We start from the raw sequence: 17500 nt of genomic DNA on the forward strand, positions 1-17500 counted from the left end.
TATTTCTGGTGGATTAGGTAATACAACAATTTTAAATATTGAGAATATTTTTGGTTCAAGATTTGAAGATAGTATCACAGGTGATGAGCATAATAACTCATTAGATGGATATGAAGGTAATGATATTATCATTGGTGCAGGTGGAAATGATGCTTTAAAAGGTGGAGCAGGAGATGATACTTTAAGAGGTGGAACTGGAATTGACTCATATGATGGTGGAGAAGATGAAGATATAATCGATTTTTATGATACTACTTCAAAAGTTATTGTTGATTTATCAAAATCAAAAGTAATTGATGATGGATATGGAAATGAAGAGAGTTCTATTGTAAATATTGAAAATATTGGTGGAACTTCAACTTATGGAGATACTTTAATAGGAGATAATAACAATAATAAGATTTTTGGATATGCAGGTGAAGATAAACTTTCAGGTTTAGGTGGAGTTGATACTATTTATGGTGGAGATAATAACGATATAATCTCAACTGGTGCAGGAGTTCAAGATATTGCTTTTGGTGATGCAGGAGTTGATACTTTAACAGGTGGACTTGATGGTGATATTTTAATAGGTGCAAATGCCATTGAAGATATAGAAGAAGATTGGATTGATTATAGTTCATCTAATAATGGAATTATTGTAAATTTAGATGAAACAATTGATGAAGCAAATGATAATGCTTTAGATGCAATTTTAGAAGAGACTTATTCAAAAGTTATAAATAGTAATGATTCAAATCAAGTAGATTATATAACACAAGTTGAGAATATTAATGGTTCAAATAATGCTGATACTTTAGGTGGGAATAGTAAAAATAACTCAATTTTTGCAAATGGTGGAGATGATACACTTTATTTATCAGCTGGAGAAGATGTTTTAAATGGTGGAACACATGTAAATGGTGATTGGCTAAGTTTAGAGTATTATACTAGCGGTAATATTGATTTACAAAAGAAGACAGCTTATACTTCTCATATTTATGATATAGAAAATGTAATTGATAATAGTGCAAATAATAACCAAGTAGTAAGAGGAAGTAATATAGATAATACTTTTATTATGTATGGTGGAGATGATACTCTTGATGGTAGAGATGGAAATGACTTATATGATGCAGGTATGGGTAATGATAGAATTTATGCAAATTATGGAAATGATACAATAATTGGTGCAGATGGAATAGATACACTTGATTATGATGGAGATAATGACTACTCAGGGGAAAATCAAGGCTCAGTAATAATTTTAAAAAATATTGATTTAAATGGTGATGGAGATACAAATGATAGTAATGAATCTATTTTAACATCATCTATAAATATTAATGGAATTGATTCTTTAAGTGATGGCACTTATGATTTTTATCAAGTTAAAGATGGTAGAGGGGCAACTGATTATTTATATAAAAATAGTGATGGAACAGTTGATATTGAAAATTTTGATTTAACTGATTATAAAGACATTATGAGTGCTGATGATAATAAAAATATTATTGATGCAGAAAGTGGTAATGATACAATCTATGCAAATGGTGGAGATGATACTATTTATGGAGATAATGGAAATGATTACTTAAATGGTGGCTCTGGAAATGATGATATTAATGCTGGAAATGGAAATGATACAATCTATGCAGAATCAGGAAATGATGATTTAGATGGTGGCTCTGGAAATGACTATTTAGATGGTGGTTCTAATGATGATATTTTAAGAGGTGATGATGGAAATGATACTTTAATTGGTGGAACAGGAAATGATAGTTTATATGGAGGCTTAGACAGTGATACTTTAATTAGTGATGAAGGTGTTGATTTAATAAATGGTGGTTCAAATGCAGATGGTTTAGATGTTGATACACTACAATTTAAAGAAGGAACACAAGGAGTTATTGTAAATATAAGTGATACTTCAATCTCTTATGATGGTGGGGTATTAAATTCAAATAGATTAATTGATTCTTTTTCTAATGAAGAGAGTGTAGTAAATATAGAGAATATTGAAGGTACTTCATATAATGATACTTTTGCTGGAAGTGATGATATAAATAAAATCACTGGTGGAAGTGGAGATGATTATTTTTATGTTTCATTAGGGAATGACCAAATTATAGGTGGTTTAGGAGATGAAGATACTCTTGATTTTTCAATTATTGATACAGTAGATGGTGTTGCTGTTGATTTGCAAACACAAGATAATGCAGTATTTACAAACGCAGGAACACAATATAATCAAGCCTTAGTAAGTATTGAAAATGTTATAGGTTCTTCTAAAGATGATAAGATAACAGGTACAGATTCAAGTTCAAATGGTAATACATTAAAAGGGAATGCTGGTAATGATGAAATATATGGACTTGATGGAGATGATACTTTAGATGGTGGAGATGGCAATGATACACTAATTGGTGGAAATGGAAATGATAGATTAATTGGTGCAGATGGAAATGATACTATTGATTATACAACTTCAAATGCTGGAGTAAAAGTAAACATAGATAATATAACTCAAGGTGGATTATCTGCAAATCAAGCAACAGGAGAGGGAACTGATAGTTTAAGTTCAATTGAGAATGTAATTGGAAGTAACTCTAATGATACTATTTATGGAAACGCAAATAGTAATATATTAAGTGGTAATGCAAGTGATGATAAACTTTATGGTATGTCTGGAGTTGATACTTTAAATGGAGATGGTGGAGCTGATATATTAGATGGTGGAGTTGATAATGATATTTTAAATGGTGGCGATGGAAATGATATTTTCATTGCAAAAGCTGGAGATGGAGATGATGAAATAAATGGTGGGAATAATACAGATATTGTTGATTATAGCTCTTTTTCTTCATCTTTAAATGTAACTTTAGATGCTTTGGGAAATGCAAATATAAATCTTGCAGGAAATGATACTTTAACAAGTATTGAAGGTTTTTATGGAACTTTAGTAAATGATAGTATTACAGGAAATGATGATAAAAATGTATTTGAAGGAAGAGATGGAGCTGATATTTTAACTGGAAATGGTGGAGATGATACTATTGATGGTGGCTCTGGAAATGATACTATTTATGCAGGAAGTGGAAATGATAAAATTATTGGTGGTACAGGAGAGGATTGGATTGATTACTCTATTAGTGATTTAGGTGCAAATACTTCATCAAATGTAAATTTAAGAACACAAACTGCAAGTGGAGATAATGGAAATGATGTTATTTCACAAGTTGAGCATGTAAAAGTAGGAAATGGTACAAATACTGTTGAAGGTAACTCTTTAAATAATTCACTTATAGCAGGAAGCTCTAATAACGATACCTTAAGTTATAGTGGTGCTGCTTCTTCTGTTAGAGTTGATATAGCAAATGGTACTTCAACTGGAGATGGAAATGATACTTTTGCAAACTTTGAGAACTATATTGGTTCAAATCAAGAAGATACATTTATAAATGATTCTATAGATAATCTTGAAATTGATGGTGGAAACTCAAATGATTTAGTTGATTATTCAACTGCAATAAATCAAAACCTAACTGTAACAATTGATGGAATAAATCCTACTACTGTTACAAATGGTACAAATAGTGATATATTAAAAAATATTGAGAGTATAAAAACTTCAAATGGTGATGACAATTTTATTTTAAGTTCAACACAAAATCTTGATATTTTAGATGCTCAAGAAGGAACTGATACTTTAAGCTTAAGTGGAGATTTAGACTTATCAAATGTTACGTTATTGAATTTTGAAAAAATTGTAGTACAAGATGGGGATACTTTAACTTTAAGTGCAAAAGATTTAGATAATAAAGATATGCAAATAGAACTTCAAGGTGATGCGAACTTAATAGTTGAAGCAACATCAAATCCAAGTGAGCATGATTTTGCAAATATTTCAATTACAAAAGGAACTGGAACTGTAACTCTTGATGTAAAACAAGATGTTGATTTAAGTTCAAGAAACTTAGGAAATAATAACCTATTTGATGTTTTTGCTGTAAGTGCAGCTGCTACATTAATATTAAGTGAGGCACAAGCAGTTTCAAAAGTTATAAATGGTTCAGGAAGTGCAGTTATTGAAGTTGATTCTAATAGTTCAACAGATTTTGGTTCAATATTAAACTTAGATAATAGTATTAATGAAACAATAGAATTTAGTTCAACTACTACTTTTACAGGGAACTTAGGTGATTCTAAAGTAAAAGTAGTAAATAATGCAGTATTAAATATAGATGCATCAAAAGTAACTAATAAAGAGTTTATTGGAGAAGGTTCTTTAAATATTACAAATCTTCATGCAACACCAGATGCAGATTTTTCATCTGTTTTAGGTAGTTTAAATGTAAATGCTTTCTCAAATGGGAATGTTGTTTATACTGGTAATTTAGAAAACATAGATATTTTAACAATAGCAAATGGTACAACATTTACAACAGATGCTTCAGTTATAAGTGCAAAAATTGTAAATGGTGCTGGAACTTTAAGTGTTACAAATCTTGATGAGATGTTAAATGCTAACTTTACAAATGTAAATCCAGATATATTAAATGTAGATTGGTCAGGAACAGGTATATATATTGGTAATTTAACTAATGTAGATAATTTGACAATTAGTTCAGGAACTATGAATGTAGATGCAAATATTTTAAATAGTGCTACTACAATTACAAATAATTCAATTTTAAATATAAATAATTTAGAGTTAGCTACTTCAATGGATTTAACAAAAATAAGTGCAAATAGTGCAAATGTAGATTGGTCAGGTACAGGAACATTTACAGGAAATTTAGGTAGTTCAAATTTAACAATTAGTAATGGAGTAATGACTATTTCTGATAGTGCAACTATAAATAGTGCAAACTCAATCATAGTAGATTCACAACTAATTGCAAATGCTAGTAAAATTGATACTTCTACAATAAGTGGAAATGGAGTATTAACAGTAAATAATTTACAAGATACTTTATCTATGGACTTTAGTGATTTAACAGTTGATACTATAAATGTAAACTGGTTAGGAACGGCAACTTATAGTGGAAATTTAACTAATGTTGATAGTATAAATATTAGTTCTGGAACAATGAGTTTAGATGATTCTATTTTAGGTAATACATCTGTAACAGGAAATGGAAATTTAATAGTAAATGCAGATGATTCTAGTTTAGATTTAAGTAATGTAAGTAGCACTTTAGGAACGGTTACTATAAATGATAGTGCATCAAATGTTACTATTCAAGGAAGTAGCAATAATGATATTTTAAATTTAAGTAGTGGTGATGATGTAGCAAATTTAGGTGCTGGAGATGATACTGTAAATGTAGATATAAATAATCTTACATTAAATGATACTATAAATGCACAAGGTGGAAATGATAGTTTAAATATAACTAGTTCAGGCACAATAGATTCTGATGTTTTAACAAATGTAAGTGGTTTTGAGAATTTAAATCTATCAAATGGCAATGATATTATTTTATTTGATGATACAACACAGTTTAATGATTTTAATACAAACTTTAATAGTATAGATGCAAATGGTGGAAGTGATACTATTGAGTTTGATAGCAGTTCAGTTAATGGAAATTTAGACTTTTCAAATTTAAGTGGTTTTGAAAATCTAAATCTTTCTAGTGCTTCAGATAGTATTGTCTTAGACTTAGATGAACCAAGTAATATTGATGGAAAAGCTGGAGATGATAATTTCTCATTAGATTTTAGTAATATTGGTAACTTTACTATTGAAGGTGGAGCTAATAGTGATACTATTTCATTAAGTGGAAATGCAGTAGAAGTAACTAATGATTTAGATAAATTATTTGGAAACTTAGAGAGTTTTAATGGCATTGAACATATTGACATTTCATCACTTAATGGTGGAGCAGGTTTTAGTAGTGATTTAGATAAAGAGTTTGAAATTACAAATAGTATGGTTGAAGATTGGCTAGGAAGTACAAGTGGTGATTTAAAACTTTCATTAACTAAAGAGCAAGCTGAGAATTTAAGCTTTACAACTTCAGATTTACAAGAGCATAATAGTTCTATTTCAGGAAGTGCTAATTCAATTGATGATGGAGGAGTTTATAATTTAGATGGTGACACTACTTTAACAATTGATTTAATAGATGTGCCTTAGTCTTTATTTAAAAGGTAAAATAAAAAATGGGAATAAAATATGTTAAAAAACTTACTTGATAATAATAAATTTAATAGATTAGTAAAAGCAAAAGATGGATATGTGCTTTATAATAAAAATGATGTTTATATTGGAAAATCAATTGAAGAGTATGGAGAGTTTTCTTATCATGAAGCAGCTTTATTTGAACAAATTTGTAAAGAAGGAGATGTTGTAATTGAAGTAGGAGCAAATATAGGAGCTCATACAATTACATTATCAAAATTAGTAAAACAAAGTGGTGTTGTTTTAGCTTTTGAACCTCAAAGAGTGGTTTTTCAAACATTATGTGCAAACCTAGCTTTAAATAGTATTACTAATGTACATACTTTTCAAACGGCACTTTCAAATGAACAAGGTTATGTTGCTATTCCTGATATTGATTATTCAAAACAAGGTAATTTTGGAGGAGTAAGTGTAGATGGATTTAAAAAAGGTTCACCTGTAAGAAAAGAAAAACTTGATGATTATAAAGATAAAATATCAAGATTAAAGTTTTTAAAAATTGATGTTGAGGGCATGGAGATTGAAGTTTTAAAGGGTGCAAAAAATATAATAGAAAAATTTAAGCCTATTATTTACGTAGAGAATGATAGACAAAAGCACTCAAAAGAGTTAATTGAGTTAATAAAATCATATGATTATAGACTTTATTGGCATTTACCAACTTTATATAATAAACAAAATTTTGCCAATAATGAAAAAAATATTTTTAATAATATAGTATCTGTAAATATGGTTTGTATTCATAAAAGTTTTAATATAAATGTTGAAAAAATGATTGAGGTTAAAGATTCTAATTTTCATCCATTAAAAAGGGGAAAAAGTGAGTAAAATAATTGAGAGTTTAAATAAACAGGCATTAGAAGCATATAATAAAAAAGATTTAAAAACAGCACAAGAAAAGTATGAAGAACTAATAAAAAAACAACCAAATGTTTCGGAAAACTATTGCAATTTAGGTGTTGTTTTAAAGGCTTTAAAAAAATATCAAGAAGCTTATGATGTTTATATAAAAGCTTTAAAACTTAATAATAAAAATCAATTGGTTTTAAATAATCTCGGAAATTTATTTAAAGAGATTAAAGATTATAAAAATGCAATAAGAGCTTTTAGTGATGCTATTAGATTAAATCCAAAAGATTTTAATGCTTATAATAATTTAGGTATAGTTTATGAAGCAATAAATGATTATGATAAAGCAATTGCAGCTTATAAACAAGCAGTTAGAATTAAACCAAATTATTCAAAAGCTGTTAATAATATAGGGGTTGTTTTATATAAGCAAAAAAAGTATAAAGAAGCAATTGAGATTTTTAAAATAGCTCTTAAAGTAGACCCTGAATATAATGAACTTTATAGTAATATTGGAGCTTGTTATAATAAGCTAAAGCAGTATGAATATGCAATAGAAAATTTAGATAAAGCAATAGAACTAAACCCTAATAATGCAGGAGCATATACAAATTTAGGAAATGTATATAATAAAATGCACGATTATAAAAAAGCTGCATCTTTGCATGAAAAATCTATAAAACTAGAACCAAATGGAGTAAATGCACATAGTAATCTAGGAACCTCTTATAAAAACTTAGGATATACAAATAAAGCAATACAAAGTTATAAAAAAGCAATACAACTAGACCCAAATTTTGAAAATGCACACTTTGATTTAGCTACAATCTATCTTGCAAAAAATGACTTTAAAAATGGTTGGAGTGAGTATGAATGGAGATTTAAAAAAGAGGAGATGTTGTCTCATATTGTAAATAATAAAGATATATTTTCAAAACCTATGTTAAAAAAAGAGAATAATATAGAAGGAAAAACTTTACTTTTACACTCAGAGCAAGGGTTTGGTGATTCTATACAGTTTATTAGATTTTTGCCTTTAATAAAAGAAAAATTCAAGTGTAAAATAGCTGTAAAATGTAGAGATGAGTTAAAAGAGCTTTTTAAAACAATAGAAGAGATTGATGTTTTAGTAAATAGAAAAGAGCCTACTCCTTCTTTTGATTATCATCTTCCAATTATGAGTATGCCTTTTGTTTTACAAATGAAATCATTAGATGATTTACCAAAGCAGATGCCTTATTTAAAAGCTTTAGATGATGAATCTTTAAAAATAAAAAAAGATGAAAAGAAGATTGATATAGGAGTTTGTTGGTCGGCTTCAATAACAGGAGAGAGTTATGATGGTAAAGTCTTTGATTTAAAATATTTAGAACCTTTGATAAATCATCCTAAAATCAATGTTTACTCTTTACAAGTTGGAGAAGAGAATAAACAAATAAAGCAGTATGGTTTTGAAGATAAAATCATAGACTTAACAGATAAATTAACAGATTTTTCTAAAACTGCAAGTTTAGTAAAACAACTTGATTTAGTAATCTCTTCAGATACTTCAGTTGCTCATCTTTGTGGAGCTATTAATGCACCTGTTTGGATTCCTTTACAAAAATTTCCTGATTGGAGATGGACAAATAAATCAGAATCTACAAGATGGTATCCAAGTGCAAAACTTTTTAGACAAAAAAGTGCTAGAGTTTGGGATAGCGTGTTTCAGTCTATTTACGCTAAACTTTCTAAACAATATAAGATAAAAATTAAATAAGGTTTTAATTGGAAAATACAAAAAAGAATTTAGAAACTAATAGTGAAATTAATGCTAAAGAGTATCCTTTACTATTCTCATTTAAATATATACTGGATTTTTATTTTGGAGATATATCTTTAGAAACTATATTAACTCTTAGTGCAAATAATCAAGATGGTTTTACTCAAGAAGTAGCAATGGATGTTGCTCATGAAATTGGATTATATGCAGTTAGTAAAGAAATTAGTGCTTTAGATATTGCGAAACATTTTCTTCCTTGTATTATTTTTGATAAAGATGATAAACCTTATGTTCTTACAAATAAAGCAAAAGAAGCTACTTTGTTAGATGTAAGTACAAATAAAACTATAACAATTGATTCTTCAAAACTAAAACAATATAAAAAAGCAATATTGATTTTTAGGGATAAAAACAAAACACAACTAATAGGAAATACAAAAACAGGTAATTGGTTTTGGCAACCTGTAAAGAGCTTTTGGCGTTCGTATATAGAGATTGGAGTATTAACACTTTTTATTAATATTTTTGCATTAGCTGTTCCTTTATTTACTATGAGTGTTTATGATAGAGTTGTACCAAATAATGCAATAGAGACTCTTTTTGTTCTTGCAAGTGGAGTTGTGATAATTTTAATTTTTGATATATATTTTAAAAGTGTTAGAAATCATATAATAGAAAATGTCGGTAAAAAACTAGGAGTATATTTAGAAGAAGAGCTAATGAAAAGAATGCTAACATTAAAATCACAATATGATAATATGTTAGTAGGTTCAAAAGCAAACTTATTTAAAGAGCTAAATCAAATAAGAGATTTTTTTGCAACAAAGTCAGTTTTGCAAGTAATTGACTTACCTTTTTTCTTTATAGCAATTACAGTTATTTTTCTTATATCTCCAGCTGTTGCAGCTGTTCCTTTGACTATTGCATTTGTTATACTTATTTTTAATGTAATTATGCAAATTCCAATCTCAAATTTAAGTAAAAAAAATGTTCAAAATACACAAGCTAAGCATAGTTATTTAGTTGAAACTATTCAAGGAAGTGAGATAATAAAACTTTCAAATGCAACTTCAACAAAGCTTTTTAATTGGAGAAATATTGTTGCAGTTACTGATTCTATTTCTCAAAAGATACAGTCTTTAAATGTATTCTCAATGAACTTATCACAAACAGTAATTCAGTTTGTAACAATGCTTGTAATTGTAGTAGGTGTTTTTGAAATTGCAAACAAAAATCTAACAATTGGAGGTCTTATTGCTGTTACAATTCTTTCAAGCCGTGCAATGGTTCCTGTAATTCAAACTTCAATGATGGTAATTAGATTTAAAGAGGTAAAAGAGTCTTTAAATAATATAAATGAGTTTTGGCATTTACCTGTTGAAAATGAAAAAAACCTTGAAGTAGGAGTTGGTAAATTAAAAGGTGATATTGAATTTAAAGATGTAAGTTTTTATTATAAAGATAGTAAATATGCTTCAATTGATGAGTTTAATTTAAATATAAAAGCAGGGGATAGAGTAGGAATTATTGGACAAACAGGAGCTGGTAAAAGTACATTTTTAAGAATGCTTACAGGCTTAGAATCTCCTACTAAAGGAAGTATTTATTTAGATGGACATGAAATTTCAACTATGCATCCTGTTGAATTAAGACAAAATATTGGAGTTATGCCTCAAGAGCCATTTTTATTTTCTGGAACTTTAAAAGAGAATATTGAATTGTCAAATCCAATAAGTAAAGAAAAAATGATGCAGTTAATTAAAATTACAGGATTAGAAGAGCTTGTAAAAAAAAGTGGTCAAGGAGATGGTTTACAAGTTGGAGAAAGGGGTTCAAATTTATCAGTTGGACAAAGACACTTAGTAGCATTAGCAAGAGCGATTTTAAATAATCCTCCTATTTTAGTTTTAGATGAGCCTACAACTGGACTTGATGTAGGTTTAGAAAAGAGTTTAGTAAATCATGTAAATAAAATATCTCAAGACAAAACTTTAATTGTAATTACTCATAGATTTGCTGCATTAGAAATGGTAGATAGAGTTGTGGTTTTAAATAATGGGAAAATAGTTGCTGATGGGCCAAAAGAGAAGATATTAAATGCATTATCGCAAAAGAAGATATAAGTTATGAATAAACTATTTGAAGAGCAAAAATGGAATTACTATGTGTCTGTAATTCCTATAATGATATTTTTTATAATTTTTTTAATTTGGGCTAGTTTTAGTGAAGTTGATGAAGTTGTTAGAGGTGAAGGAAAAGTTGTACCTTCTGGGCAAACTAAAGTTTTACAAAATTTTGAGGGAGGAATTATCTCTAAAATTTTATTAAATGAAGGAGATAAAGTAAAAAAGGGTGATGTTATATATAATCTATCAAATGCCTTTTTTAAAGCTGACTTGAAAACAAAAGAGATAGAACTTTTATCATTTGAAGCTAGTGCAATTAGACTTAAAGCTTCAATAGCAAATAAAAAAAATCTTTCTTTTCCAAAGCAGATGAAAGATAAAATCCCAGATATTATAGAGAACGAAAAAAGAATCTTTTTTGAAGATTTAGATAATAGAACAAGAAAAATAGAGATAGAAAAAGATAAAGTATCTCAAAAAGAGTTAAAATTAAAAGAGGCTCAAATAAAGTTTGAAAACTTAAGTTTAGAGTTAAATCTTGCTCAATCAAATATGAAGATTTTAGAAAATTTATATAAGAAAAAAGTTGTTTCAAGAAAAGAGTACTTATCTGAACTTTCTAAAAAGCAAAGTATTGTAACAAGATTAGAAGAGACAAGAAATAGATTACCAATTTTAGAAGAAGAGATTCAAGAAGCTAGAAAAAGAGTAGAAAGTGTAAAATCTGAATTAAGAAGTAAACTTTTAAAACAGTACTCTTCTTTAAAAGTTGAAATAAATAAATTAGTTGAAAAGAATAAAGCAAATCAAGATAGAGACCAAAGAAAGTCAGTAGTTTCACCTGTAAATGGTGTAATAAATAAACTCTATTTTCATACAATTGGTGGAATTGTAAAACCAGGAGATAAAATGGCTGAAATTACTCCAATTGATGACACTTTAACAATTGAGGCTAAAATAAAAACATCAGATAGAGCATTGATTTGGAGTGGGCAAGATGTGTCAATAGAAATTACTGCTTATGATTTTTCTAAATATGGATTATTAAAGGGAAAATTAGTTTCAATCTCACCTGATAGTTTTGAAGATAGAAGTGGAAATATTTTTTATATAGCAAAAATAAAAGCAAATGATTATGAGTTTGCTCCAGATTTGCCAATACTACCTGGTATGGTGGCTAATGTAAATATTTTAACTGGAAAAAAGACTATTATTGAGTATATTTTAAAGCCTTTAAAAAATATAAAAAAGAATGCTTTAGTAGAGCAATAAAAAAACAATAGATTTAAAACTTAAAATAAAATAATAATTATTTAATAATATAGTAAGATGAATTGTTATAATATATTATACTTATTATAAGGGTGGGGAATAAAAAAAATGTTTAGTTTTATAAAGATGCTTCAAAGTTTTTTAAGGAATTTGAAGAAAAAAAAGGGTTTATGGTTTACAACTCTTTCTGTTATATCAATAATTGGTATATCTTTTTCTATGTATATTCTAATGACTATGACTCAAAATGTGTCAAAAGAAGTATATGTAACTATGTCAGAAACATATGAAACAAGTTTAAAAAATAGAATAAATAAAAAAGAAGAGAATTTTAAAAAAATAGTTGCTTCAATATATGCTAACAATGATTTCCTTACTGCCATGGAGCAAAATAATACAAATGCAGTTAATAGTATAGTTAATAGTTATAATGACAATTTCTTAAAAGCAGGATTTAATGAAATCTCTATGAAGTTTTACTCTTCTTCAAATCAAATAAATCAATATAGAAATAGTATTAACTCAGTAATTACAAATAAAAGTAAAGTATTTGGAATAGAGGTTTTAAATGATGGTATTTTTGTTATTTTAGTAGAACCAATTTTAAAAGGTGATGATTTAATTGGTGTTGTTGAAATAAAAGAGTCTATTCATACTTTAAAAGCAGAGTTTGAAAAAGATAACTCTATTTTTGTTTTCTTACTTGATGAAAAGATGATGGGAAAACTATCTTTAAAAGCAAAAACTGGTAAATATAGAGATGTGGTAAATGAGTATAAAGTAGAAGAAAAAAAATATGATGGAAATTTTTATGGAAAACTTATAGAAAATGGAAAAGAGGGGTTTAAAAAGCTAGAAGACGTAGGTTATTTAGTTGATGATACTTATTATAAAACTTATAGAAAAATCTCAGATATAAATGGAGCTACAATTGGACTTGCAATCTTAGGAGAACAAGTAGAAGGTAGTGGTGCTTTTGTAAATATCGTAGATAAAATGACCAAGACTGTAACAACTGTTGCCCTTGGATTAGTAATCTCTATTTTACTATTTATGTTTTAAAGGCATTGTATGCGAAGAATTAAGATATTAAAAATATTTGTTATATTTATGCTCTTTTTAGTTTTCTTGGTATATTCGAATTTTTCGATTATATCGACATTTTTTATGGCTACTTTAAACTTTAATATAGCTATTTTAACAATGTTTTTAATTGGTTTATTAGTTGTTTATCAATCAGCTATTAGGCTTACAATGCTTGCAGGTACTTTTGGTATTTTAGCATATAAAAAAGGTAAAGATTTAGAGTTTTATTTGCAAGGTATAACAGAATTAATGCCTGCAACTATTGCTCATATGTTTAATAGAAGAGCTCAAAAAGGAGTTTTATATTTTACAGAAAGTGAAGCAAAAGATGTAACGACATGGCTTTCTGACCAATTTTTTAATCAAAAAAGTTATACAAGTTTTTTTGTTGGTACATCTTTAATGCTTGGACTTTTTGGTACTTTTACAGGTCTTTTGGTTGCAATTGATGAGATGGGTTCAATTATTTTATCTTTAGGTGGAGATGATATTGATATAGCTGAAATTATGACAGGCTTTTCGGGACCTCTTGGTGGTATGGCAATTGGTTTTGCTTCTTCTCTTTTTGGAGTTGCATCTGCGATTATTTTAAATGTTATGCAATATATTCTTACAAGAAATCAAGCTGCATTTTTAGAAGATGTTGAAGATTGGTTAAAAGGAAAAATAATTGAGTCTCAATCTTCTGATGTATTAGAAGAGATAACAACTGCTTTTTCAAAAGAAGGAAAAGTTTTATCTCAACAATCATCTGTGCAAGGACAAGCAACTAGTGGTTTACCTGCTGGGTTTATTGATATTTTTATTGATACTATGGGAGATTTTACACAAAAACTTGAAAAATCAAATAAATCTTCTCAAGAGTTATATGAAGTAATTACTTCAAATTTGAGTGAAAATACAAAAGCAAGCGAACATGAATCTTTACTTCTTGAAAGCGTTGATAATTCATTAAAAGAGTTAAATGTAAATCAGTTTTCAAATGCAGGGATGATGGAAGATTCACTTCAAGAGATTTCAAATGTTATATTAGCTGAACATAAAACTATTAAGAAAAGTCTAGCATTACAAGAAGAGAATAATAGACTACTTGTACAATTAGTTGATTCATTAAATAAAAAAATAGATAATTTAGAGAAAAAAGTTAAGTAGGTTTTTATGGCAAGATGTGAAGATAATTTTAATCCATGGCCTTCATTTGTTGATATCTTTTCATCTGTTATATTAGTAATGTTACTATTTTTATTAGTAACTTTGGTAAACTTAGGTTATTATGCTCAGTTTAAATTTAAAGTCTCATATACAGGCTCAATTGCAACAGATGATTTGATATTAAATAGTAATCCAAGTCAAGAGCAAGACCCTGTAAGAAATAAGATTTTAAGGTCTAAAAAAGAGGTTCAAGAAGTAGTTGATAATTTGCAAAAAAAGATAGTAGTTTTACAAGAACAACTTGAACAAACTAAATCAACAGTAAAAAATACAAAGAATTTAGAATCACCAGGAATTGATTATGCTGAACAAATAGATGACCAAAAAGAGTCTGCTCAAAAAACCTTTGAAACAGATAAATATATGATTGTTACTTTTAAAGGTAATGAGGTTTTTGTTGATGATGCGATTATTAAAAAGATAAAAACTTTTACAAAAGATATTAAGACAAAAGTAGGAGAACATAAGATTTATATTACAGCAGTTGACCCTAAAAATCAAGTAAGTGCAACAGTTGCAAAGCAAATATCTTTAGGAAGAACAATAAGTACAAGAAATCTTATTAGAAAGTTTGGATACAAAAAAAGAGATGTTAGAGTTGATTTACTATCAAAAGTAGAAATCAAAGAGAGTATTGACGATAAAAATGGTTATATCGTAATAAGAGTAGAAAAGTAGGTATATGAGAAAAATAGGTTTTGTTTTAAGTTTTATTTTAATTTCATCATTAATTGCAAATGAAGAAGAATTATTTAAAGAACAGAGTATAAATAATCTTCAAATAACTAAACAAAATGATTTAAAAGAAAAACCTATTAAAAGGGTTCAAAATAAGCTTGAGTATAAAGGAACAGTTGTAAAAAAGTTTCAAAGGCTTAGAGCTACAAACTTTAGTTCTTCAAATAGTACTTCTTTAAATGATCTAAAAAAAGTCTCTTTAACAGATGTAGTTTTAGAAACACTTTCATATAGTGATATGATAAGGTCAGCAAGAGAAAAAGTTGTTCAATCACAATTAAAACTTGATGATGCTTTAGCTGATTATTATCCTACTTTAAATTTTGAGTATTCATACAGCAAAACAAGACATTACCCAGGAGAGAATGATAGTAATAAATATAAATTTTATAATGATAGAAATTATAGATTTATTATGTCACAAAATCTTTTTGCAGGTGGAGCAACATATTATAATGTTAAAAATTTAAGAGAAGCTGTTTTAGTTGCTCGAAATAAATATAAAATCACTGTTGAAGAAGAGTTAAAAAAAGCTATAAAGGCTTATTTTGGAGTTGTTTTTAGTAAAAAAGCTGTTGAAGTAAATGAAAAAAACATGATTAAGCTTCAAAAAATACTTGATATTGTAACAATTAAATATGATAATGGAGCCAGTTCAATTGGTGATTTAACATCAATTAAAGCTAATGTATCTAATGCAGAAACTAAACTAATAAAAGATAAATCAAAGCTAGAAGAGTCTTTAAGGTATTATGAGTATGTAGTAGGGAAAAAGTTTTCAAAAACACTTCCTTATGAAAGGGATTTTGAAATTCAAATTGCTGAATTTGATAGACTATTTAATAGAGCAGTAAAACAAAATCCACATTTAAAAAACTATTATTTGAATATTGAAGCAGAAAAGTATAAAGTTCAAAATGCGCAATCTAAATTTAGTCCAAAAGTTGATTTAGAAGTTACATATAATGATATTAAAGACCAAGAAGATTATGAAGGCGATGAAAACGACTTTACTGGTAGAATTAAACTTACATATAATCTTTTTAATGGTGGGAAAGATAGAAATAAAATTTTAAGAAGTTATAGTATTTTAAGAGATTTAAAATATAGATTAAATGAAGAAGTTAAAAAACTTAAGTGGAACATGTCTAAACTACATACTTCAATTAATAGTGTAAAAGATGCTTTAAAAAGTACGAAAAGTGAAGTTGTTTCTTCAAAAGAGGCCGTTGAAGCATATTGGGAAGCTTTTAAACTAGGAGAGCAAGATTTAAATGTATTACTTCAAGGTCAAAGACAACTTAATAGTGCACAGCTTGAACTACTTAAATTCCAAAAAAGTAATATACAAGACTACTTTTTACTACTTGGATATACAGGGGATTTATTGGCATATTTTAATATTGACCCAGAGAATGATAAGTTTGTAAACTTTTCTACAAGTACATATAATAAAAAACTTTATAATGATTTAAAGGATAAAAAACTTCTATTTGATGAAAAAGAAGAGATAATAAAAGAAGAAAAACCTAAAGAAGATAAAGTTAAAAAAGATAAAGAAGTAGAAAATGAACCTTCATTAAATGATAATATTGATGAATTTATTAAAAAATTTCTACAAGCAAAAGAAGATTCTATAATGATTCTTATTAAAGATTTTGATAATGTTTATGATGCATTTGCATTTATAAAAGAACAAAAAATATCTAAAAAATCTTTTGCATTTGATATATTAAAAAAACATAAAATAAAAACAGTTATTGCGTATGAAATATTTGAAAATGAGTTAGATGCAAGACAAAAGTTACAAGAAATTTCTAAAAAAACAAATAAAAATTTAGAGCTAGTAGTACTAAAAGATATAAAACAGTTATATATCAACTATTTAGAAGGTTTAGAAGTAAAAGTTGAAAAACCAAAACCAAAAGTTAAAATTGTAGAAAAAATACAAGTTTTAAAAGAGCAACAATCTTTTGAAACAAATAAAAAGTTTAAACAAAAATTCTTAATGGCAAATAAAGAGAATTATTCTATAAATATAGCAACTTTTACAAATATGAAAGAAGCAATCACTTTTGTTAAAAAAGAGCAAATATACGAAAACTCTTTTGTTTTTAAATATATAGAAGGTAAAGAGCTTGTAAAAGTAATGTATGGAGTTTTTAATACTTATGAACAAGCACAAAATGCACTTGATTTGCTTGATGATATTAAACAAAAATATTATCCAATTATTGAAAAAATTGAAACAAAACAAGAATTATATAAACAAAATAAACAGTTAAA

General features: G+C 27.3%; 9 protein-coding genes (1 of these 9 running past the window's edge). All 9 read left to right on the forward strand.

Translation table 11 applies throughout. The features are described 5' to 3' along the window. On the forward strand, window positions 1–6124 hold the 3' portion of the coding sequence (locus CP960_RS03415; RefSeq protein WP_101183831.1) for a calcium-binding protein. The gene continues 26303 nt to the left of window position 1, outside the view; the window shows 6124 of its 32427 coding nt (coding positions 26304–32427); the start codon falls outside the window, past its left edge; its stop codon occupies window positions 6122–6124. A 39-nt stretch (window positions 6125–6163) separates the two neighbouring features. Then, window positions 6164–6997 carry an FkbM family methyltransferase gene (locus tag CP960_RS03420; RefSeq protein WP_101183832.1) on the forward strand — a complete coding sequence of 278 codons (834 nt, stop codon included), beginning with the start codon at window positions 6164–6166 and terminating at the stop codon, window positions 6995–6997. Further along, window positions 6990–8777: a tetratricopeptide repeat protein gene (locus CP960_RS03425; RefSeq protein WP_101183833.1), complete on the forward strand. Its 1788-nt coding sequence runs from the start codon at window positions 6990–6992 to the stop codon at window positions 8775–8777. Before CP960_RS03420 ends, CP960_RS03425 begins: the two co-directional genes overlap by 8 nt. A gap of 8 nt (window positions 8778–8785) precedes the next feature. Beyond that, entirely contained in the window at window positions 8786–10903 is a 2118-nt protein-coding gene (locus CP960_RS03430; protein ID WP_101183834.1) for a type I secretion system permease/ATPase, read from the forward strand. Window positions 10904–10906: 3 nt separating this feature from the next. Next, complete coding sequence (locus CP960_RS03435) at window positions 10907–12178, forward strand: HlyD family type I secretion periplasmic adaptor subunit (protein ID WP_101183835.1); 1272 nt, start codon at window positions 10907–10909, stop codon at window positions 12176–12178. A gap of 150 nt (window positions 12179–12328) precedes the next feature. Further along, entirely contained in the window at window positions 12329–13240 is a 912-nt protein-coding gene (locus CP960_RS03440; RefSeq protein WP_133121130.1) for a hypothetical protein, read from the forward strand. 105 nt (window positions 13241–13345) lie between these two features. After that, on the forward strand, window positions 13346–14416 hold the full coding sequence (locus CP960_RS03445) for a hypothetical protein (protein WP_101183837.1): 1071 nt from the start codon (window positions 13346–13348) through the stop codon (window positions 14414–14416). 6 nt (window positions 14417–14422) lie between these two features. Beyond that, window positions 14423–15154 carry a hypothetical protein gene (locus CP960_RS03450; protein ID WP_101183838.1) on the forward strand — a complete coding sequence of 244 codons (732 nt, stop codon included), beginning with the start codon at window positions 14423–14425 and terminating at the stop codon, window positions 15152–15154. A gap of 4 nt (window positions 15155–15158) precedes the next feature. After that, the coding region (locus CP960_RS03455) for a TolC family protein (protein WP_133121131.1) at window positions 15159–17500 on the forward strand (2342 nt) is incomplete at its 3' end.

It is taken from the genome of Malaciobacter halophilus, assembly GCF_002837275.1.
Lineage (GTDB): Bacteria > Campylobacterota > Campylobacteria > Campylobacterales > Arcobacteraceae > Malaciobacter > Malaciobacter halophilus.

Bases quoted from the DNA above. Each gene is read 5' to 3' on its own strand.
- CP960_RS03420 (WP_101183832.1), top strand. From the start codon at position 6,164: ATGTTAAAAAACTTACTTGATAATAATAAATTTAATAGATTAGTAAAA.
- CP960_RS03435 (WP_101183835.1), top strand. From the start codon at position 10,907: ATGAATAAACTATTTGAAGAGCAAAAATGGAATTACTATGTGTCTGTA.
- CP960_RS03445 (WP_101183837.1), top strand. From the start codon at position 13,346: ATGGCTACTTTAAACTTTAATATAGCTATTTTAACAATGTTTTTAATT.
- CP960_RS03450 (WP_101183838.1), top strand. From the start codon at position 14,423: ATGGCAAGATGTGAAGATAATTTTAATCCATGGCCTTCATTTGTTGAT.